Raw genomic sequence first — 19899 nt, 5'->3', positions numbered from 1 at the left:
CGACACAGAACATTAGCGGACACGCGTGGCAAAAAGCCAATCGCCGCTCATGCCCGCCGCTCCGCCCCGCGGTCGCGACGCAGGCCGAGACCGGCCGCGATCAGGCAGGCGAGGGCGACGACACCGACGAACCACGGGAACACCGTGCTCAACCCCCACGTGGTGGCCGCCCAACCGGCCAGGATGGTGGGCAGGGCCATCGCCGAATAGGCGAGCAGGTAGTACGCCGACATGGTCTCGCCGCGCTTGTGCTGCGGAACGACCTCCGACAGGTGTCGCAGCGAACCGCCGAATCCGAGGCCGAAGGTCGCGCCGAGCGCGACGCCCGCGGCGAGCACCGCCATCCAGTTGTGCGTGGCCAGCGCGGGCACCGTCAGCAGCAGTGCCAGTGCCATGCCGGTGTCGCCGAGGATCGCGGCCCATCGAGCGGGCACGCCGGTCGCGAACAATTGCGCGGTGGCGCCGGAGAGCGCGGTCGAGGCGACGACGGCGCCGCCGAAGACCAAGTTGTGGATACCGGTCTGCTGCGTGGCCAGCGACGGGTACAGCGACAACAGCACGCCCAGCACCGACCACGCGGCCATCACGCCGATGGCCGAGAACCAGAAGTCACCTCGAATTTCCTGCGGCACGGCGGGTTTCGCGATCCGGATGCGTCCCGCGCCCCGGGCCGAGTGCGGTTCGCGCAACGCGAGCACGCCGACGCCGATCGCCAGGCAGACCACGGTGATCACGACGTAAGGCGTGCGCAGCGGATACGGCGCATACTGCGCCAGCAGCGCCGAGCCCAGGATCGCCACCGCCATGCCCACGTTGAACGCGACGCCGCTGAGCTGCCCGGACCGCGCACCGCGATGCGGACGCAGATCCAGCAGCGCGGCGGCGCCCGCGACCACGGTCGAGCCCACCGCGACGCCGTGCAACGCACGCGCCAGCAGCAGCATGGGCACACTGTCGGCGAGCACGAATACCAGCAATCCGGCGACCATCGTGGCGAACGCGCCGAGCAGCACCGGCTTCCGGCCGACCACGTCGGAGATCCGCCCGGACACCAGCACCGCGCCCAAGGCGGCCACCGCGTAGACCGCGAACACGATCGTCGTGGTGAGCGCGGAGAGATGCCACTGCTTCTGATAGATGCCGTAGAGCGGTGCGGGAACGCCCGAAACTCCCAGTGCCACGCCACTGGCCGACAGAATCAAGGCGTAGGCCCAGCGCTGCGTGGTCTGCTCCTCGACGGCCACCGCCATCGTCGCTGCCATCGAAACTCCGATCAGGTAGGTTTGATAATGATCGAACCGCAATCGACCATACATCCGGTACGACGGTCATCAAACCTGAGAGTGAGCCAGATCATGCCCGATGCCCGAGGCGCGGAGCAACAGCAGCCGGTGGCCGCGCTGCCCGTGGTGCTCAGCGCGCTGCAGGACCCGGTGCGCCTGGAGATGGTGCGCCGGCTCGGCAACGCGGGAACGGCGGTCCGCTGCGGCGCGCTCTACGAGGTGATCAACAAATCGACCGCCACCCACCATTTCAAGATCCTGCGCGACGCGGGCGTGATCGAGCGGCTGATCATCGACGGCCACACCTGCCAGCGCCTGCGCATCGACGACCTCGAGTCCGCCCTGCCCGGGCTGGTGCCGACGATCATCGCGGCAGCCAACCGCGCCCACCAGGCGTGACCCGGCCGGGCGGGCGCGTTCAGCAGTTGTCGAAGCGCCACTGCCCGTCGACGAACGTCCACGTCTTCGGCTTGGTGTCGTCCTCGGCCGCACGGGCGTCGAAATTCTTGACCGTGACCGTACCCGTCGACCCGGACGTGGTGACCGTGATCTCCGCCGGCTTGGATTTCAGATCCCGGCCGTCATAGAGCTGCGCCATGGACGCGGCGTAGTCGTCCTCGTTGAGGGTCAGCCTGCATCGCGCGGAGCGGAATCGGTACGCGGCGGCGTAGTCGTGGCTCGCCAGCGCCTCGGTCATCTTCGTGGCTTCCGCGCGCAGCGCGGCCGCCGTCGGCTCCCCCGGCTTGCCCGCATCCGCGTCCGTTCCGCCGCACCCGGCCAGCACGAGGACGGGCATCGACACCGCGCCCAGCACGGACAGGGCACGACTCGTTCGGTTCATCTCGACTCCTTGCCAGAGATCGCCGGATCCGACGCCCGGACAATCGAGTTCAGCGCCCTCCGGCGGGGAATCGACGGCCGGGCGGCCGAAACAGTATCGCGGCAACGGATCCTCCGCCAAGCCGCGGTCCCTCGCTCACGCCGAGCTCAGCTCGGCACCAGCCGCCGGACAGCGGCGGGCAGATCCCGGGTGCGCTTGTACGGTCCGGCGACCGAGGCGGCGAACGGCCGCGCCAGCAGCGTGCGCGCGACGGCGGACACTTCGTCCGTGGTGACGGCGTCGATGCGCGTCAACGTCTCCGACACGCTGCGATGGTTGCCGTAGCTGAGTTCGCTGCGCCCCAGGCGGTTCATGCGCGAGGCGGAGTCCTCCAGACCGAGCACCAGCCCACCGCGCAACGACCCCTTGGCGCGGGCGCATTCGGCGTCGGTGATGCCGTCGGCGGCCACTTCCTCCAAGACGCCGCGCGCCAGTGCCGCCACCTGGCCGAGGTTCTCCGGCTGACATCCGATGTAGACCGAGAACGCCCCGGTGTCGGCGAAGGTGTCGACGCTGGAGTACACCGAGTAGGCCAGCCCGCGCTCCTCCCGGATGCGCTGGAACAGACGCGAACTCAGCCCACCGCCGACCACGGTGTTCAGCACCGACAGCGGCCAGCGCCGCTCCCCTTCGTGCCGTCCGAAGGCGCGCACACCGAAAACCAGATGCGCCTGCTCGCTGTCGCGATGGCTCCAGTGCAGCTGCGGAGTGCCGTGTGGCCGGAACCGGCCCTCGCGCCTGCGCGCGGGCGTCGCCGCGGGATCGAGCCGGTTCTCGAACGCGCGGTGCACCAATTCCACGGTGTGGTCGTGCTCCACGTTGCCCGCGACCGCCACTACCATCCGGTCCGGCCGGTAGCGCCGCAGATGGAACGACCGCAGCTGCGCGGCCCGCATGCCCTCGATGGATTCGACGGATCCGATCACCGGGCGCCCGATGGGATGGTCACCGAACAGCGCGGTCAGGAAGGAGTCGCCGACCAGGTCCTCGGGGTCGTCGTCGCGCATGGCGATCTCCTCGAGCACCACCTGCCGCTCCACGTCCACGTCCGAGGCCCGGCACAGGCCGTTTAGCACCACGTCGGAGACCATGTCGACGGCCAGGGGCAGGTCGTCGTCCAGGACGTGCGCGTAGTAGCAGGTCTGCTCCTTCGCGGTGAACGCGTTGAGTTCGCCGCCGACCGCGTCCATCGCCTCGGCGATGTCCAGGGCCGAGCGCGTCGGCGTCGCCTTGAACAGCAGGTGCTCCAGGAAGTGCGCGGCGCCCGCGACGGTCGGGCCTTCGTCGCGCGACCCGACCCCCACCCAGACGCCGATGGACGCCGAGCGCACCCCGGGCAGATGCTCGGTGACCACACGCAATCCGCCGGGTAGCACGGTGCGGCGCACTCCGCTGTCCGTGTCCATCCGCAGCTCGAGTGACGAACCCCCCTGCCCGGTGCTGAGCAGAGGGGTTGTCGTCTTCTTCTTCGTCACAGGGACAAGTACTACTCGGTCCCGGCCGAGCCCGCATCGGCCGTGTCGTCGCCGGGCTCCTCGGCGTTCTCCTCGACCGGCACGAGCGAGATCTTGCCGCGGTTGTCGATGTCGGCGATCTCCACCCGCAGCTTGTCGCCGACGTTCACCACGTCCTCGACCTTGGCCACGCGCTTGCCGTTACCCAGCTTGGAGATGTGCACCAGACCGTCGCGGCCCGGCAGCAGCGAGACGAACGCGCCGAAGGCGGTGGTCTTGACGACCGTGCCCAGGAAGCGCTCGCCGACCTTCGGCAGCTGCGGGTTGGCGATGGCGTTGATCGCGTCGATCGCGGCCTGCGCCGACGGGCCGTCGGTCGCCCCGACGAACACGGTGCCGTCGTCCTCGATGGAGATGTTGGCGCCGGTGTCCTCGGTGATCTGGTTGATCACCTTGCCCTTGGGGCCGATCACCTCGCCGATCTTGTCGACCGGGATCTTGATCGCGGTGACGCGCGGCGCGTACGGGCTCATCTCGTCCGGGGTGGCGATGGCCTCGGCCATCACGTCCAGGATCGTGGTGCGCGCGTCGTGGGCCTGGCTCAGCGCACCGGCCAGCACCTGCGAGGGGATGCCGTCCAGCTTGGTGTCCAGCTGCAACGCGGTGACGAACTCGCGGGTGCCCGCGACCTTGAAGTCCATGTCGCCGAAGGCGTCCTCGGCGCCGAGGATGTCGGTCAGCGCGACGTAGCGGACCTCGTCCTCACCCTGGTCGTTGGTGATGGTGTCCGAGACCAGGCCCATCGCGATACCGGCCACCGGCGCCTTCAGCGGCACACCCGCGTTCAGCAGCGACAGGGTGGAGGCGCACACCGAGCCCATCGAAGTGGAGCCGTTGGAACCCAGCGCCTCCGAGACCTGACGGATGGCGTAGGGGAACTCCTCCTGGCTGGGCAGCACCGGGATCAGCGCCCGCTCGGCCAGCGCGCCGTGGCCGATCTCGCGGCGCTTCGGCGAGCCCACCCGGCCGGTCTCGCCGGTGGAGAACGGCGGGAAGTTGTAGTGGTGCATGTAGCGCTTGCTGGTCTCCGGGCCGAGCGAGTCGACCTGCTGGGCCATCTTCACCATGTCCAGGGTGGTGACGCCGAGGATCTGGGTCTCGCCGCGCTCGAACAGCGCCGAGCCGTGCGCCCGGGGCACCACGGCGACCTCGGCGGACAGCGCGCGGATGTCGGCCAGGCCGCGGCCGTCGATGCGGAAGCCGTCGGACAGGATGCGCTGACGCACCAGCTTCTTGGTCACCGAGCGGAACGCCGCGCCCAGTTCCTTCTCGCGTCCGGTGAAGTCGTCGGCCAGCCGCTCCAGCACGGCGAGCTTGATCTCGTCGATCTTCTCCTCGCGCTCCTGCTTGCCGGAGATGCTCAGCGCCTCGCCCAGTTCGCGCTTGGCGGTGCCCTCGACGGCCTCGTACACGTCCTGGCCGTAGGGCGGGAAGAGCGGGAACTCCTCGGTGGGCTTGGCGGCCAGTTCGGCCAGGTCCTGCTGCGCGCGGCACAGGCGGGCGATGAACGGCTTGGCGGCCTCGAGCCCCTCGGCGACGACGGCCTCGGTCGGCGCCTGCGCACCACCGTCGATCAGGCTGATGACGTTCTCCGTGGCCTCCGCCTCGACCATCATGATCGCGACGTCGCCGGAGTCGACCACGCGGCCCGCGACGACCATGTCGAAGACGGCGCCCTCGAGCTGCTCGGTGGTCGGGAAGGCGACCCACTGGCCATCGATCAGCGCGACGCGCACGCCGCCGACCGGGCCGGAGAACGGCAGGCCCGCGAACTGGGTGGACGCGGACGCGGCGTTGATCGCCACCACGTCGTAGAGGTCCTTCGGGTCCAGGCTCAGCACGGTGACCACGACCTGGATCTCGTTGCGCAGGCCGTCGACGAAGGACGGGCGCAGCGGCCGGTCGATCAGGCGGCAGGTCAGGATCGCGTCGGTGGAGGGGCGGCCCTCCCGGCGGAAGAACGATCCGGGGATGCGGCCCGCGGCGTACATCCGCTCCTCGACGTCGACCGTGAGCGGGAAGAAGTCGAACTGGTCCTTGGGCTGCTTGCCCGCCGTGGTGGCCGACAGCAGCATGGTCTCGTCGTCCAGGTAGGCGACGACCGAACCGGCGGCCTGCCGGGCGAGGCGTCCGGTCTCGAACCGGATGGTGCGGGTGCCGTAGCTGCCGTTGTCGATCAGCGCGACGGATTCGAACACACCCGGCTCGACCTCGACGGCCGTGCTCTTGCGTTCAGTTGTCTCGGTCATTCTTCTCTCTCAACCTCTCGTCTTCGCCGGCTCGAGCGCTCGCTGGCGCGATCCGGCTGTCGTCAGCCGTACCGGGTACGGACGCGCGGCAACCCTCCTGGCTGCGGCGCGCACACCCGGCCGAATCCCCTTGGACACGGCGACGCGGAGGCGGTCATCGATCGAAGCCCGACGGCGCCAACTCGCTGCCGATAGGCCACTACCGAAGACCGACGCCACGCGGGCGGGTGCATACGGCTGTGCAATGTTGTCGTGCGACGGGGGCGCGATCCACCCCTATACACATATGCCAACGGTGCGATTGTACGTCGCACCCTCAGCTGAACCAGCGACCGCCCGGAACACCCCCGTGTCGGACCGCCGCCTACCACTCCCACCGCACCGCGGCGGGTCTGCGAATACCCGCATCGACGTCGATACAAGCCCCGGCCCGCCGCCCATCGAGGCTGCTACGGCAAGGCTCACAAGATCAACTCGCGGGTGTCGACGACCGGGCACAGTGTAGGAGAACTCGTTCTCGCGCCGCGCGGAACCACCGATCCCGCAGCTCCCCCGGATGGCACGCGACAGACCACGCGGTCACATCCCCACGGGCCAACTCGCGTTTCAGCGAAGCGAGACCGAGCAGTGCCGGTGGCGCGCCCGGCTCGCGTCCGAGCGGTCACTCGGACGCGAGCCGTCGATGGCCGCGAACACGCGGCCCCACAAATTACCGCCGCAGCCCGAGCCGCTCGATCAGCGCACGGTAGCGGTTGATGTCCTTGTCCTGCAGGTACTTCGACAGCCGCTTGCGACGACCGATCAGCGCCATCAGGCCGTGGCGGGTGTGGTGGTCGTGCTTGTGCTTCTTCAGGTGCTCGGTGATGTCGGCGATGCGCTTGGACAGCAGCGCGATCTGCGCCTCCGGCGAACCGGTGTCCTTCTCGTGCAGGCCGTACTCGGCGAGAATCGCCGACTTCTGCTCGGTGGTCAGCGCCATGGGGCATCCACTCCTGTTCTCAGTTCCGCGCTCGAATGTCCGGTCACCCGGGTGCGGGCGCCACCGCGGACCGCAGCAAACCCGATCGACCACCCTACCGGACCGGCAGCTTCCCGCCGAAATCGCGGGGCGGCCGACCTGGGATCCGGCTCCGGTCGCACCACCCGGTGCGGCAGGGTCATTACCTCCCGAGTAATCGACTCGCCGCGCTCCGGCTGCGAATCTTCTTCTCGTACCGCCGAATACGAGGAGACGACGATGCCCTACCTGGAGACGACCGACGGCACCCGCCTGGCCTACGAGGACTACGGAACCGGCGCACCGATCGTGTTCCTGGCCGGGTGGGCGCTCAACGCGGAGATGTGGGAGTACCAAGTCCCCTTCTTCGTCGAGCGGGGTTACCGCTGCGTGCTGCTGGACCGGCGCGGGCACGGCCGCTCGGACCGGGCGTCGACCGGATACGACTTGGATACCCGCGCCGACGACGTGGCCGAGTTGATCGAACGACTGGATCTGCGCGACCTCACCCTGGTCGCCCACTCCGCGGGCGGCGCGGAGGTCGCCCGCTACCTGGCCAGGCACGGCACCACACGGGTCGCGCGCATCGCGCTGTTCGCCACGACACTGCCTTTCCTGCGGCAGACCGAGGACAACCCCGAGGGCCTCCCGGAAGAACTGAGCCTGGCGTCGATCGCGCAATGGCGCACCGACCGGCCCAAGTGGTTCGCCGATCGCGCGCAGGGATATTTCGCCACGCATCTGGGCAACGACGTCTCCCCCGCGCTGATCGAGCACGAGATGCGTCGTTGCCTGTCCGCTTCGCCGTGGGCCACCATCGCGGTCTGGGAATCCACCTTCCCGTCCGACCACCGCGAGGTGCTGCGGACTCTGCCCATTCCCGCCTTGGTCGTGCACGGCGTGCCGGATCAGTCCATCCCGATCGACGCCAGCAGCAGGCGGACGGCGAAGCTCGTTCCGGACTGCGTCTACAAGGAGTACCCGACCGCCGGGCACGGCTTGTACGTCACGCATGCCGAGCAGCTCAACAACGACCTGCTCGAGTTCATGAAGTCCTGACGCTTACCCGGCGTCGACGGCGGTGAGGATCTTGCGGGCGGTCTCCACGTCGCGGCCCATGGACTCGACGAGCTCGTCCACCGACTCGAATTTGCGCTGGCCCCGGATGTGCTCGACGAAGTCCACCGCGACGTGCTGCCCGTAGAGGTCGGCCTCGCCGTCGAGCACGTACGCCTCGACGGTGCGGGCGCGACCGGAGAAGGTGGGGTTGGTGCCCACCGAGATGGCGGCCATGGCCCGCTCGCCCGGAGTGACGGTGCCGATGGTGGGACCGGGGCCGAGCACGGTGAACCATCCGGCGTACACGCCGTCGGCCGGAATCGCGGCGTGCATCGGCGGCGCCACGTTCGCGGTCGGGAAACCGAGTTGCTTGCCGCGCCCGTCACCGTGCACGACGACGCCTTCCACCCGGTGCGGGCGCCCCAGCGCCTCGGCCGCGGCCGCCATGTCCCCCGCGTCGACGCACGAGCGGATGTAGGTCGAGGAGAAGGTCACGGCGTGTTCGCCGAGCAGCGTCACGCCGTCGACCTCGAAGCCGAAGCGCTTGCCGAGTTCGCGCATCGTCTCGACCGTGCCCGTGGCCTTCTTGCCGAAGGTGAAGTTGTCGCCGACCACCACCTCGACCACGTGCAACCGCTCCACCAGCAGGTCGTGGACATAGCTCGCGGGAGTCAGCTTCATGAACTCGTGGGTGAACGGCATCACGCAGAACACGTCCACGCCCAGTTCCTCGGCCAGTTCGGCCCGGCGGGTGAGGGTGGTCAATTGCGCGGGGTGGGAGCCGGGGCGGACCACCTCCATCGGGTGCGGATCGAACGTCATCAGCACCGCGGGCACGCCGCGCGCGGCGGCCGACTTCACGGCCCGGCTGATCAGCTGCGCGTGGCCGCGGTGCACACCGTCGAACACACCGATCGTGAGGACACAGCGCCCCCAGTCCGCGGGCACCTCGTCGAGACTTCGCCATCTCTGCACAGTGCGCAGCCTACGCAAATCAGGTAGCGAACAGTATTCGGGCGTGCTGATCTCACACAACACTTCCGGGTGCCGTGCGCCGGTGACAGGGCTTCGAGCCGTGCCGAGGCCCGCGGGGCCGGTAGGCCACACGTCACCAGGCCGGATCCGACGCGGACGCCGTCCGCCCGCTCGAGCCGCGCGGAGCGGCCCGGCGTGATCCGCGCCCGAGCCGCATGCCGCCGCAGGTGGTGCTCCCCCGGCATAGCCGGGAGGTGGCCCGGCTCGCCGCACGCTTGCGTGCCACGGTGCCGCGACGTCGGGTTCGCCGACATCTCCGGGAAACTTCGACCGCCGGAAACTAATCGGACGTATTCGCGAAAGAGCCGGTACATCCCCGGTTTTCCGTGGGCTCCCGGACTCGTCTCGCCATCAGCGGGAATGGTCTAGCGTCCAATTCGTCGGCGACAGAGTGCCCCGGAGTAGCCATGAAAAGTGCAGTCAAGCACGTGCGTGTGATCAAGCCGTCCGATGCGGCCGAAACAATCGGGCGGCAACGACAACGCCTCATCCCCTGCGTCACCACCGAAACGTGTGGCGCTACCGGCATCTCGGCGGGCATGGTCAACATGACCCCCGGCGCCATGTCCAAAGCGCATTATCACGCGCACAGCGAGATCGTCGTCGTCTGCCTGCGCGGGCGGGCGGCGACCCTGATCGGCCCGGAACTGACTCCGTATTTCCACGGTCCGGGCGAGTTCATCTACATCCCCGACGGCGTCGTGCACGTGGCGGTGAACCTGGACGAAACCGAGGACCTGGTCGCGGTGGAAATGCGGACCGATCCCCTGTTCAACGACGACGTGGTGCTGACGCCGGAATACGACGCCCTGGTGCCCGAAGTCGTCGCCCGCCTCCGGCGCCGCGATCCGGTCGGTTCCTGACGTGGTGCGCCTCCAGCACAGCCGCCGCGCGGCCGAGGTCGGCAGCGGCCCCATCGATGACATGTTCGCGACGCTGGCACGCCGCCCCGAGGTCGTCTCGTTCGCCGTCGGAGCGCCCGACCCCGCCCTGCTCCCTGGCGAGCTCGTCGCGACGCTCTCGCGGAACGCCATCGAGAGATACGGCAGCGCCGTCCTCCAGTACGGCATGACCCAGGGATTCGCCCCACTGCTGGACGAAGCGCGAAATCTCCTGCGCCGCCGTCATATCCGATGCACGCATGATCGCTTGCATATCTCCACCGGCGGATCCGGCGCTTTGCACAACGTGTGTTTGGCGGTGCTCGACCCGCGGGACGTGGTGCTCGTCGAAACACCGACCTACGGCCCGGCCGTCAAAGAATTCCGCAGCCACGGAGCGACCGTCGTCGCGGTGCCGTCCGACGAATTCGGCATCGTGCCGGAAGCGCTGGAGGAGGCTCTGTCCGGATACGACGCGGCATTCGTCTACCTGCTGCCCACATTCCAGAATCCGACCGGGCGGACGATGCCCGCCGAGCGGCGTGCACGAATAGCGGAGATCGCCGTCCGCCACGACACGCTGATCGTCGAGGACGACGTCTACACCGACTTGCGCTATCGCGGCGTCGCACCGCCCGCGTTGTGGTCTTTCGCGCCGGACAACTCCGTCTACATCACGTCCTTGTCGAAAACTCTCGCCCCGGCGATTCGTGTCGGAATCACCGTCATGCCCGCGGATCTGCTGAAAACCGTGCTCGCGTTGAAGCAGGGCATCGATATGCAGACATCGACCTACTGCCAGGCGATTGCCGCCGAATTCCTGGGCAGCTCGGCAGGCGCCGCGCACCTCGCCCACGTCGTCGAGTCCTACTCGGCCAAGTTGGACGTCTTGACCGCCGCGGCCGAGCGGCACCTCCCGGCCGGGTTCCGGTGGACCGAACCCGACGGCGGGATGTTCCTGTGGGTCGAGGGCCCGGCCGGTTTCGATGCCGACGCGGCACTGACGGAAGCGCTGCGACAGGGGGTCGCGTTCCTGCCCGGAAGCGCCTTCTACGCCGACGACGTCGCCGGCCACCGCAACGCGATGCGGCTGAGCTTCGCGAACGTGCCGCGCGACGACATCGACCGGGGCGTCGCGCTGCTGGGTGCCGTCTTGCGGGAGCGCCCCACGCACGCGACGACAGGCACGGCATGAGTGGTCGGGGGCCCGGAGGAGGCAGCACAGCGTCACCACGGAGCGCCCCACTCATGCCGAAATCGGACACGGCATGAGTGGTCAGGCCCGGAGGAGGCAGCGCAGCGTCACCACGCAGGGCCCCGCCCATGCCGGAAAGGACACAGCATGAGTGAGCGGCATCCGGTGCTCGGCACGTGGGAAGTGGTCGCCGACGGCGCTCCGTTCGGCTACCACGTGATGCAGTTCCACCCGGGCGGCACGATGCTGCAGTCGAACCCCGATCACGGCAATCGCGCCACCAGTGACAGCAACGGCATGGGCAGCTGGCGAGCCGACGGCTCGCGGGTCACCGGCGCGTTCCTGGAATTCACCGTGGATCGGGCCGACCCCGACGTCGTGCGCAAGGGAATCGTCGCCTTCGAACTCGACGTGGCCGGCGACCGGTTCTCCGGATCCGCCACGGCGACGTTCTACCACCTTTCCGGTGCGCCGGTCGGCGCATCGGCCACCGCACGGCTGACCGGCGTGCGATTCGACGGCGTGGCCGCGTATCGCAGCGCGCTGGATCCTTCGGGAACCGGGTGACCCACCCGCCGCGCCCGGGCGCACACCCGGGAGTGAACGGCGAATCGCGTTTCGTTCGCGATCGGGCGACGACGGGGTCGACGATGTGTGGATCGGCACGCCAGTGCCTAAGCTCGGGGTGTGCCAGGTAAACGAGATATCGCCACTCGACGCGAGTTGGCCGACGCCCCGGCGCCGGGCGATGCGCAGGGCGGTACCGCGACGATCGCGCCGGTGCTCTCGTCGGTCGCCCAGGACTACCTCAAGGTCATCTGGACCGCGCAGGAGTGGTCGCAGGAGAAGGTGACCACCAAATTACTCGCCGAGCGGATCGGGGTGTCGGCCTCCACCGTGTCCGAAGCGGTCCGCAAACTCGCCGACCAGGGACTGGTCGAGCACGCCCGCTACGGTGCGATAGCCCTCACTCACGAGGGGCGCCGCGCCGCCGTCGCTATGGTGCGCAGGCACCGGCTCCTCGAGACGTTCCTGGTCAACGAGCTCGGTTACGGCTGGGACGAGGTGCACGACGAGGCCGAGGTGCTCGAGCACGCGGTCTCCGAGCTGCTGATGGCCCGGATCGACGCCAAACTCGGATACCCCGATCGCGATCCGCACGGCGATCCGATCCCCTCGGTGGACGGCGCGGTTCCCACTCCGCCCGCTCGCCAGCTCAGCGACTTCCACGCGGGCGAGTCCGGCCGGGTCGCGCGCATCTCCGACGCGGATCCGGACATGCTGCGCTATTTCGACTCCGTCGGCATCGCGCTGGACACCACCATCGCGGTGGTGGAACGTCGCGACTTCGCAGGCACCATCGCCATCCGCATCGGCGCGACCGAGTCCGCCACCGACCTCGGGCGCCCCGCGGCCGAGGCCATCTGGCTCACCTCCTGACGGGTCACCCCTGCCGCCCGCCGCCGGAACAAGGCCCGTTCCGACGTGGGGAGACCGTGCCGCCCGGGGCGCGCATCGCGGACGGTCGACCAGGGCCGATGTCATCGATCAGCGCGAAGCCGGGCGGCGTCGGCGGCGGTCCGGTGTGCATTTGCGCCGTCTCATCCCAACCGGCCTGCCGGTCGTTCCGCCGCCGGCCTCCCAGTTCACCAGCCGAGCGAGCCGAAAGGCAGCATCCCGCGTGCGCGCACGGCCGGTCGAGGATGTGGACGCCGGAACCGGCGAGCGACGCCGACGATTACTTCCGGCACGACCGCGGGTAAGTGATCAGTGTGGACCGAAGCCGACGGCCGGCCCGGCGAGTGAATCGGGTCAGGCGATGTCGGCCGTGGTGGCGTTGCCGGCCAGCTCGGCCGCGCGGATGGCGATGGCGTCGCCGAGATCGGCGGTGGACTCGGTTCCGCCGAGATCCGGGGTGCGGACCTTTCCGGTGGCGAGGACGTCGCAGACCGCTCGATCGATCGCGGCGGCCGCGGCGGATTCACCGAGATGATCGAGCAACATCGCGCCCGCGAGGATCTGCGCGACCGGGTTGGCGATGCCCTGGCCCGCGATGTCGGGGGCGCTGCCGTGCACGGCCTCGAACATGGAGGGGCCGGTGCGCTCGGGATTGATGTTGCCCGAAGGCGCCAGGCCGAGCCCGCCGGTCACGGCGGCGGCCAGATCGGAGAGGATGTCGCCGAACAGGTTCGAGCCCACGATCACGTCCAGCCGGTCGGGGTGCAGCACGAGTTCGGCGGCCAGCGCGTCGACGTGCATCTGCCGCGTCCGCACCTGCGGGTATTCGGCCGCGATACGTTCGAAGACGCTGTCCCAGTACGGCATCGAATGGATGATCCCGTTCGACTTCGTCGCCGAGCACAACCGTCCGGACCGTTCGGCTGCCCGCTCGAACGCGTAGCGGATGATCCGCTCGCACCCGGTGCGAGTGAACACCGACTCCTGCAGCACGAATTCGTCGGGACGGCCCTCGTTGTGGATGCCGCCGATCCGCGAGTACTCGCCCTCGGAGTTCTCCCGCACGATGAGGATGTCCAGGTCGGCGGCGGTCCGGTCGCGCAGCGCCGACTCCGTGCCGGGCAGCAGGCGCACCGGGCGCAGGTTGACGTACTGACCGAAGGCGCGGCGCAGCGGGATCAGCAGCCCCCACAGCGAGACGTGGTCGGGCACACCGGGAAAGCCGACGGCACCGAGCAGGATGGCGTCGAAGCCGGCCAGCCGCTGCGGACCGTCGGGCGGCATCATCGCCCCCGTACGCAGATAGTTCTCGCAGGACCAGTCGAATTCGGTCCATTCCAGTCCGGGCAGCACGGCGTCGAGCACGCGCACCGCCGCCGCGGTGACGTCGACTCCGATTCCGTCACCCGGGATGGTGGCGATACGGTACCCGCTCACTGACGCTCCTTCACAGTCGCACTCCGATGTACTTGGTCTCCAGGAATTCATCGATCCCGGTCAGCCCGCCCTCGCGGCCGAGGCCGGACTCCTTGACACCGCCGAACGGCGCCGCCGGGTTCGACACCACGCCCTGGTTGAGCCCCACCATGCCGGTTTCCAGCGCCTCGCACACCCGCAGGCCGCGCCGCAGGTTCTCGGTGAATACGTAGCTCACCAGTCCGTAGGGCGTGTCGTTGGCCCTGGTCACCGCTTCGTCCTCGGTGTCGAAGACGCCGATCGCGGCGACCGGTCCGAAGATCTCGGTGTGGCACAGCTCGGCGTCGTCGGGGACGTCGATCAGGACGGTCGCGGGATAGAAGGTGCCCGGTCCGGGCAGCGCTGTTCCGCCGGTGAGCACCATGGCGCCGCGAGCGCGAGCGTCGTCGACCAAGCGCTGCACCTTGTCGACGGCCTCGGCGTCGATGAGCGGGCCGACCACGACGTCCGGCTCGGTGCCCCGCCCCCTCGGCAGGGCCGCCATCCGGTCGGCGAGCTTACGTGCGAAGACGTCGGCGATGCCGCGCTGCACGAGGATTCGGTTGGCCGCGGTGCACGCCTGGCCGATGTTGCGCATCTTCGCCGCGAGCGCGCCCTCGACCGCCTCGTCCAGGTCGGCGTCGTCGAACACCAGTAGCGGCGCGTTGCCGCCGAGTTCCATCGAGGTGCGCATCACCGTCCGCGCGCACTGCGCGAGCAACTGCTTGCCGACCGCCGTCGAGCCGGTGAACGACAGCTTGCGCGAGCGGGCGTCCAGGATCAGCGGCGTCATCACCGCGGCCGGGTCGGCCGTCGTCACGACGTTCACCACCCCGGCGGGCAGCCCTGCCTCGGCCAGCACCTGGGCCAGCGCCAGCATCGAAAGGGGCGTCTGCTCAGCGGGTTTCACCACGCACGTGCAGCCTGCGGCGAGCGCGGGCGCGATCTTGCGGGCGCCCATGGCCACCGGGAAGTTCCACGGCGTGATGAGCAAACTGGGCCCGACCGGCTGCCGGGTCACGAGAAAACGCGAACCGCCGGTCGGCGCGGGCATGTACCCGCCGTCCAGTCGCACGGCCTCCTCGGCGAACCAGCGGAAGAACTCGGCGGCGTAGGCGATCTCGCCGCGCGCCTCGGCCAGCGGTTTGCCCATCTCCAGCGTCGCGATCAGCCCGAGCCGGTCGGTCTCCGCCAGCAACGCGCGATGCACGCGCATCAACAGATCGCTGCGCTCGCGCGGTGGCGTGGCCGCCCACTCCCGCTGCGCCGCGCACGCCGCGTCCAGTGCGGCGAGACCGTCGGCCGGATCCGCGTCGGCCACCGCGCACAGCACCTCGCCGGTCGCTGGATCGAAGACCGGCAGCGTCCTTGCCGTCGCCCGCCACCGCCCCTGGATGAACAAGCCGCGTGGCACCGTGTCGATCGCCGCCCGTTCGGCTGCGCTCAGTGCGCTTTCGGTGAGCATGGTCGGTGGCTCCTTTCGGCACCGCGCAGCGTCCGGCCATTGCTGCGACCCGTGCGGCCATGTTATGCATATTGTCGACAATCCGACAATAGACAAGCCTTTCCCTTCCACCCCGCTCCGGGAGGCGAATCACCATGACCGAGCTCTCGCCCATCCTCAAACAGGCCACTCCGGTGACCGTCGACCATGGCGCGGGGTGCTATCTCTACGGCACCGACGGACGCCGCTACCTCGACTTCACCGCGGGTATCGGCGTGACCAGCACCGGTCACTGCCACCCGAAGGTGGTCGCCGCCGCACAGGCGCAGGTGGCTTCGCTGATCCACGGCCAGTACACGACCGTGCTGCATCGTCCGCTGCTGGAGCTGACCGAGCGGCTCGGCGCGGTGCTGCCCGAAGGGTTGGACGCGCTGTTCTTCGCCAACTCCGGCAGCGAGGCGGTCGAGGCCGCGCTGCGGCTGGCGCGCCAGGCCACCGGACGGCCGAACGTCGTCGTCTTCCACGGCGGCTTCCACGGCCGAACCGTGGCCGCCGCGACCATGACGACCTCCGGCACCCGTTTCTCGGCCGGGTTCAGCCCGCTCATGGCAGGGGTGCACGTCGCGCCGTTCCCCACCGCCTATCGCTATGGGTGGAGCGAGCGGGAAGCCACCGCCTTCGCGCTGCGGGAACTGGACTATCTGTTCGCCACGCTCACCTCGCCGGCCGAGACCGCCGCGTTCATCGTGGAGCCGGTGCTCGGTGAAGGCGGGTACGTTCCGGGTAACACCGAGTTCTTCCGTGGGCTGCGCGAACGCGCGGACCGGCACGGCATCCTGCTGGTCTTCGACGAGATCCAGACCGGCTTCGGCCGCACCGGCAAGTTCTTCGGCCACCAGCACTTCGACGTCCGGCCCGACGTGATCACCATCGCGAAGGGACTGGCCAGTGGGTTCCCGCTGTCCGGCATCGCGGCCTCGCGCGAGCTGATGGCGCGGGCGTGGCCGGGCTCGCAGGGCGGCACCTACGGCGGCAACGCGGTGGCGTGCGCGGCGGCGATCGCCACGCTCGACGTCATCGAGTCCGAAGGGCTGGTGGCCAACGCGGCCGCGCGCGGGGCACAACTGCTGGGCGGTCTGCGCGACAGCGCCACCAAGGCGATCGGTGACGTGCGCGGCCTCGGATTGCTCGCGGGCGCCGAGTTCACCACGGCCACGGGCGAACCCGACACCGCCACCGCCGCGGCCGCCCAGCGCGCCGCGGTGGACAAGGGGCTGCTGCTGCTGACCTGCGGCGCGCACATGAACGTGGTGCGGATGATCCCGCCGCTGATCGTGACCGAAACGCAGATCGAGGACGCTCTGGCGATCTGGTCCGAAGTGCTCGCCGAGCTGTAGTTCGCGACCATCACCGTCCGCTGTGCCCGTCCGGCGGGCACCGACCAGGAAGCAGCACCGCATGGCCCGCTACATCACCATCACGCTCACCAAAGCCGCGGTCACCTGCCGCGCTCGTCTGCTCGATGAGGAAGCGCCGCAGACCTGCGCGGCGGTGTGGAACGCCCTGCCGCTGGAAGGCGACGCCTTCCACGCCAAGTACGCCCGCAACGAGGTGTACACGTTGCTCCCTCGGATCGGCGCGGCCCCGCATCGGGAGAATCCGACGGTCACGCCGATCCCGGGCGACGTGTGCCTGTTCGATTTCGAGCCGTGGGAGATCGGGAATCCGGCCTACGGCTACGAGCCCGGCTCCGCGGCCGAGCACGAGCGCGGCGCCACCGATCTCGCGCTGTTCTACGGCCGCAACAATCTGCTGATCAACGGCGACCTCGGGTGGGTGCCGGGCAATGTCTTCGCCACCATCGAGGAGGGGCTCGCCGAGATCGCCGCGGCGTGCAACACGCTGTGGTTGCACGGCGTCCAAGGCGAAACGCTCGCCTTCGCCCGCGCCTGAATGCCACTCGGACCACTCCCCTGTCCCGACGTCACGGCCCGGTGGCAGCACGCCACCGGGCCGCGCGCAGTCAGGAGGCCAGCACGAATTCGGCGTAGCGGGCCACCGCGAGCACCAGATCGTCCGAGTGGCGCGGACCGACGATCTGCAGCCCGACCGGCAGACCCGCGCTCGTGGTACCCGCCGGGATGCTGATCGCGGGCTGCTGGGTGAGATTGAACGGGTAGGTGAAGGGCGTCCATTCGGGCCAGCCGCGCAGCCCGCTGCCCGGTGGCACGTCGTGTCCCGCTTCGAAGGCGGGGATCGGCACCGTCGGGGTGATCAGGACGTCGTAGTCGGTGTGGAACCGGCCCATCGTGATGCCGATCTGCGCCGCTACGTTGCGTGCGGCGAGATAGTCGACGGCGGTCACGGTTTCGCCGCGCTCCCAAACCGCGCGTAGCCCCGGGTCCACCCGGTCGCGGGTGCCTTCCGGGAAGCCGGACAGCATGGTCGCCGCGCCGGCGGCCCAGAGCAGTTCGAAAGCCTCGCGCGGATCCTCGAAGCCCGGATCGGCGGCGGCGACCCGGAGTTCGGCGTCGGCCAGGCGTGCCACCGCCGCGTCCACGATCGTGGCGACCTCGGCGTCGAGCGTGGCATAGCCGAGCGTCGGCGAGTACGCCACCCGCAATCCCCGCACGTCACGCTGCATTTCGGCGCGGAACACGGTGAGCGTGGGGGCCAGCGCGGTCGGATCGCGCGGATCGGGGAGCGACAGGATGTCCATCAGCAGCGCCGCGTCCTCGACGGTGCGCGTCATCGGGCCCGCGTGCGCCAGCGGACCGAACGGGCTGGCCGGGAACAACGGAATCCGGCCGTAGGTGGGCTTGAATCCGACGATGCCGCAGAAGGCGGCCGGGATGCGCACGCTGCCACCGCCGTCGGTGCCCACCGAGACCGGGCCGAGGCCCGCCGCGACGGCCGCGGCGCTACCGCCGGAGGAGCCGCCCGCGGTGGTGGACGGGTCGGCCGGATTGCGGGTGACACCGGCCAGCGGGCTGTCGGTGACCGCCTTCCACGCGATCTCCGGGGTGGTGGTCTTGCCGAGGAAGACCATGCCGTCCTCGCGCAGCCGCGCCGCCACCGGGCTGTCCACCGGCCACGGCCCGGCCGGGTCGATCGACGTGGATCCGCGCCGGGTGGGCCAGCCCTCGGTCAGGAAGACGTCCTTGATCGAGACGGGTACGCCGTCGAGCAAGCCCCTGGCATGGCCGGACTGCCAGCGCGCCTCGGAATCCTTCGCCTGCACCAAGGCGCGATCGTGGTCGACGAGACAGAAGGCGTTGAGCGCGGGGTCCCGGTCGGCGATCGCGCGCAGGATCGCCTCGGTCGCCTCGACGGGCGACAGCGCGCCCGCGGCGTAGGCCGAGACCAGCTCGACCGCGGTCATGGCGGTCGGGTCGGTGGGATGGTTCTTGTCGGGGTAGCTCATGGATGGGCTCCTTCAGCCGGGCACGTACCCCAGCCTTTTGTCGACCACGTTGTCCAGCGGACGTCCGGCGATCCAGTTGTCGAAGTTCTCGGCGAACACGTCGACGATCTCGGTGCGCCATCCGATGAAGTCACCGGAGTTGTGCGGGGTGATCCGGACGTTCGGCAGTTCCCACAGGGGATGATCGGCGGGGAGCGGCTCGGGGTCCACCACATCGAGCGCCGCCGCGGCGATCGATCCGGTGCGCAGCGCGGCGACGAGATCGTCGGTCACAACGAGTTCCCCGCGGCCGACGTTGACAAACCTCGCGTGCGGTTTCATCGCGGCGAAGGCGGCGGCGTCGAACATGTTCCTGGTCTGGTCGGTGAGGGGGGCGATCGCGACGACGTAGTCGGCGCGGGCCAGCTCGGCGTGCAGGTCGGTGGCGATCTCACCGAAATCCGGATCCGACGCGCGCGCTCGTCTGCCCACGGCGCGCACGGACATCCCGGCCGCGCGCAGCAACCGGGCGATGTGGCGTCCGATCGAGCCGGTGCCGACGATCAGCGCCGTCGCTCCCGCGACCCGTTCGTTTTCCCGGTGCCGCCACTCGTGCCGCTGCTGCAGCAGCAGCGAGCCGGACAGGTCCTTGGCGAAACCGAGGATCTGTCCGAGCACGTATTCGGCGATCGCCGCGTCGAAGACGCCTCGGGTGTTCGTCACCACCACGTCACTGGCCCGCAGCTCGGGAAACATCGCCGGATCGACGCCGGTCGACCCCATATGCACCCAGCGCAGACGGTCGGCGGCATGCCAGGCGCCGGGCAGCGCCCGCGTCCGGAAGTCGTAGACGAACAAGACCTCCGCTCCGGGCAGGGCGTCCGCCAACCCGGGTGCCTCGGTGTACCGGAGGGTGGCGCGACCTGCTACGCGGTCCATTCGTTCGGCGTCGGGCACACTGTCACTGTGCAGGACGACGACAATCGGGCCCTGTTCCACATTGACACACTAAGAGGGCATCGTATGATTGTCAACAATCCGATCGT

The 19899-nt window shown here is 69.5% G+C and carries 18 protein-coding genes; 8 read left to right on the top strand and 10 right to left on the bottom strand.

The window, feature by feature from the left end:
* Positions 1 to 47 precede the first annotated feature (47 nt).
* Complete coding sequence (locus QMG86_RS08225) at positions 48 to 1262, bottom strand: MFS transporter (protein ID WP_281878675.1); 1215 nt, start codon at positions 1260 to 1262, stop codon at positions 48 to 50.
* Between the two features lie 93 nt (positions 1263 to 1355).
* Between QMG86_RS08225 and QMG86_RS08220 the strand changes: the two genes are divergently transcribed.
* Positions 1356 to 1682 (top strand): ArsR/SmtB family transcription factor, encoded by a 327-nt coding sequence (locus QMG86_RS08220; RefSeq protein WP_281880843.1) that lies wholly within the window; start codon positions 1356 to 1358, stop codon positions 1680 to 1682.
* A 19-nt stretch (positions 1683 to 1701) separates the two neighbouring features.
* On the opposite strand, the gene QMG86_RS08215 is transcribed toward QMG86_RS08220, so the two are convergent.
* From QMG86_RS08215 to rpsO, 4 genes are all read right to left on the bottom strand, one after another.
* A complete protein-coding gene (locus tag QMG86_RS08215) occupies positions 1702 to 2124 on the bottom strand; it encodes a hypothetical protein (RefSeq protein ID WP_281878673.1) in 423 nt (140 codons plus the stop codon).
* A gap of 146 nt (positions 2125 to 2270) precedes the next feature.
* Positions 2271 to 3569, bottom strand: coding sequence for a M16 family metallopeptidase (locus QMG86_RS08210; protein ID WP_281878671.1), 1299 nt, complete (start codon positions 3567 to 3569; stop codon positions 2271 to 2273).
* An 80-nt stretch (positions 3570 to 3649) separates the two neighbouring features.
* Positions 3650 to 5926 (bottom strand): polyribonucleotide nucleotidyltransferase, encoded by a 2277-nt coding sequence (locus QMG86_RS08205; protein WP_281878669.1) that lies wholly within the window; start codon positions 5924 to 5926, stop codon positions 3650 to 3652.
* Positions 5927 to 6635: 709 nt separating this feature from the next.
* Positions 6636 to 6905: a 30S ribosomal protein S15 gene (gene rpsO, locus QMG86_RS08200; protein ID WP_281878668.1), complete on the bottom strand. Its 270-nt coding sequence runs from the start codon at positions 6903 to 6905 to the stop codon at positions 6636 to 6638.
* A 258-nt stretch (positions 6906 to 7163) separates the two neighbouring features.
* Here rpsO and QMG86_RS08195 point away from each other — a divergent pair, with 258 nt between their 5' ends.
* On the top strand, positions 7164 to 7982 hold the full coding sequence (locus QMG86_RS08195) for an alpha/beta fold hydrolase (protein WP_281878667.1): 819 nt from the start codon (positions 7164 to 7166) through the stop codon (positions 7980 to 7982).
* A gap of 3 nt (positions 7983 to 7985) precedes the next feature.
* Here QMG86_RS08195 and QMG86_RS08190 read toward each other — a convergent pair whose 3' ends face one another.
* Positions 7986 to 8957: a bifunctional riboflavin kinase/FAD synthetase gene (locus tag QMG86_RS08190; protein WP_159839093.1), complete on the bottom strand. Its 972-nt coding sequence runs from the start codon at positions 8955 to 8957 to the stop codon at positions 7986 to 7988.
* Positions 8958 to 9424: 467 nt separating this feature from the next.
* Here QMG86_RS08190 and QMG86_RS08185 point away from each other — a divergent pair, with 467 nt between their 5' ends.
* From QMG86_RS08185 to QMG86_RS08170, 4 genes are all read left to right on the top strand, one after another.
* Positions 9425 to 9880, top strand: coding sequence for a cupin domain-containing protein (locus QMG86_RS08185; RefSeq protein WP_281878666.1), 456 nt, complete (start codon positions 9425 to 9427; stop codon positions 9878 to 9880).
* A 1-nt stretch (position 9881) separates the two neighbouring features.
* Positions 9882 to 11093 carry an aminotransferase-like domain-containing protein gene (locus QMG86_RS08180; RefSeq protein ID WP_281878665.1) on the top strand — a complete coding sequence of 404 codons (1212 nt, stop codon included), beginning with the start codon at positions 9882 to 9884 and terminating at the stop codon, positions 11091 to 11093.
* Positions 11094 to 11240: 147 nt separating this feature from the next.
* Complete coding sequence (locus tag QMG86_RS08175; protein WP_281878664.1) at positions 11241 to 11660, top strand: hypothetical protein; 420 nt, start codon at positions 11241 to 11243, stop codon at positions 11658 to 11660.
* A gap of 204 nt (positions 11661 to 11864) precedes the next feature.
* Positions 11865 to 12533 (top strand): metal-dependent transcriptional regulator, encoded by a 669-nt coding sequence (locus QMG86_RS08170; RefSeq protein ID WP_281880842.1) that lies wholly within the window; start codon positions 11865 to 11867, stop codon positions 12531 to 12533.
* A 372-nt stretch (positions 12534 to 12905) separates the two neighbouring features.
* Here the strand turns inward: QMG86_RS08170 and QMG86_RS08165 are convergent, their stop codons facing one another.
* Together QMG86_RS08165 and QMG86_RS08160 are read right to left on the bottom strand one after the other, a co-directional pair.
* A complete protein-coding gene (locus QMG86_RS08165; protein ID WP_350356370.1) occupies positions 12906 to 13988 on the bottom strand; it encodes a tartrate dehydrogenase in 1083 nt (360 codons plus the stop codon).
* Positions 13989 to 13998: 10 nt separating this feature from the next.
* Positions 13999 to 15471: an NAD-dependent succinate-semialdehyde dehydrogenase gene (locus QMG86_RS08160; protein ID WP_281878662.1), complete on the bottom strand. Its 1473-nt coding sequence runs from the start codon at positions 15469 to 15471 to the stop codon at positions 13999 to 14001.
* Between the two features lie 134 nt (positions 15472 to 15605).
* Between QMG86_RS08160 and QMG86_RS08155 the strand changes: the two genes are divergently transcribed.
* A complete protein-coding gene (locus QMG86_RS08155) occupies positions 15606 to 16847 on the top strand; it encodes an aspartate aminotransferase family protein (RefSeq protein ID WP_281878661.1) in 1242 nt (413 codons plus the stop codon).
* A gap of 61 nt (positions 16848 to 16908) precedes the next feature.
* Positions 16909 to 17403 (top strand): DUF3830 family protein, encoded by a 495-nt coding sequence (locus tag QMG86_RS08150; protein ID WP_281878660.1) that lies wholly within the window; start codon positions 16909 to 16911, stop codon positions 17401 to 17403.
* A 70-nt stretch (positions 17404 to 17473) separates the two neighbouring features.
* On the opposite strand, the gene QMG86_RS08145 is transcribed toward QMG86_RS08150, so the two are convergent.
* Together QMG86_RS08145 and QMG86_RS08140 are read right to left on the bottom strand one after the other, a co-directional pair.
* On the bottom strand, positions 17474 to 18874 hold the full coding sequence (locus QMG86_RS08145; RefSeq protein ID WP_281878659.1) for an amidase: 1401 nt from the start codon (positions 18872 to 18874) through the stop codon (positions 17474 to 17476).
* 12 nt (positions 18875 to 18886) lie between these two features.
* Positions 18887 to 19852 carry a D-2-hydroxyacid dehydrogenase gene (locus tag QMG86_RS08140; protein ID WP_281878658.1) on the bottom strand — a complete coding sequence of 322 codons (966 nt, stop codon included), beginning with the start codon at positions 19850 to 19852 and terminating at the stop codon, positions 18887 to 18889.
* Positions 19853 to 19899: the final 47 nt, after the last annotated feature.

This window comes from Nocardia sputorum (assembly GCF_027924405.1).
Lineage (GTDB): Bacteria > Actinomycetota > Actinomycetes > Mycobacteriales > Mycobacteriaceae > Nocardia > Nocardia sputorum.
The sequence above is the reverse complement of the archived record's forward strand: the minus strand, read 5'-3'. Positions and strand labels throughout refer to the sequence as shown.

Excerpts from the sequence above, each read along its gene's own strand:
- QMG86_RS08220 (WP_281880843.1), top strand. The coding sequence starts at position 1,356 with ATGCCCGATGCCCGAGGCGCGGAGCAACAGCAGCCGGTGGCCGCGCTG.
- QMG86_RS08205 (WP_281878669.1), bottom strand. The coding sequence starts at position 5,926 with ATGACCGAGACAACTGAACGCAAGAGCACGGCCGTCGAGGTCGAGCCG.
- QMG86_RS08215 (WP_281878673.1), bottom strand. The coding sequence starts at position 2,124 with ATGAACCGAACGAGTCGTGCCCTGTCCGTGCTGGGCGCGGTGTCGATG.
- QMG86_RS08210 (WP_281878671.1), bottom strand. The coding sequence starts at position 3,569 with ATGGACACGGACAGCGGAGTGCGCCGCACCGTGCTACCCGGCGGATTG.
- QMG86_RS08155 (WP_281878661.1), top strand. The coding sequence starts at position 15,606 with ATGACCGAGCTCTCGCCCATCCTCAAACAGGCCACTCCGGTGACCGTC.
- QMG86_RS08145 (WP_281878659.1), bottom strand. The coding sequence starts at position 18,874 with ATGAGCTACCCCGACAAGAACCATCCCACCGACCCGACCGCCATGACC.
- QMG86_RS08225 (WP_281878675.1), bottom strand. The coding sequence starts at position 1,262 with ATGGCAGCGACGATGGCGGTGGCCGTCGAGGAGCAGACCACGCAGCGC.
- rpsO (WP_281878668.1), bottom strand. The coding sequence starts at position 6,905 with ATGGCGCTGACCACCGAGCAGAAGTCGGCGATTCTCGCCGAGTACGGC.
- QMG86_RS08185 (WP_281878666.1), top strand. The coding sequence starts at position 9,425 with ATGAAAAGTGCAGTCAAGCACGTGCGTGTGATCAAGCCGTCCGATGCG.
- QMG86_RS08160 (WP_281878662.1), bottom strand. The coding sequence starts at position 15,471 with ATGCTCACCGAAAGCGCACTGAGCGCAGCCGAACGGGCGGCGATCGAC.
- QMG86_RS08150 (WP_281878660.1), top strand. The coding sequence starts at position 16,909 with ATGGCCCGCTACATCACCATCACGCTCACCAAAGCCGCGGTCACCTGC.
- QMG86_RS08175 (WP_281878664.1), top strand. The coding sequence starts at position 11,241 with ATGAGTGAGCGGCATCCGGTGCTCGGCACGTGGGAAGTGGTCGCCGAC.
- QMG86_RS08195 (WP_281878667.1), top strand. The coding sequence starts at position 7,164 with ATGCCCTACCTGGAGACGACCGACGGCACCCGCCTGGCCTACGAGGAC.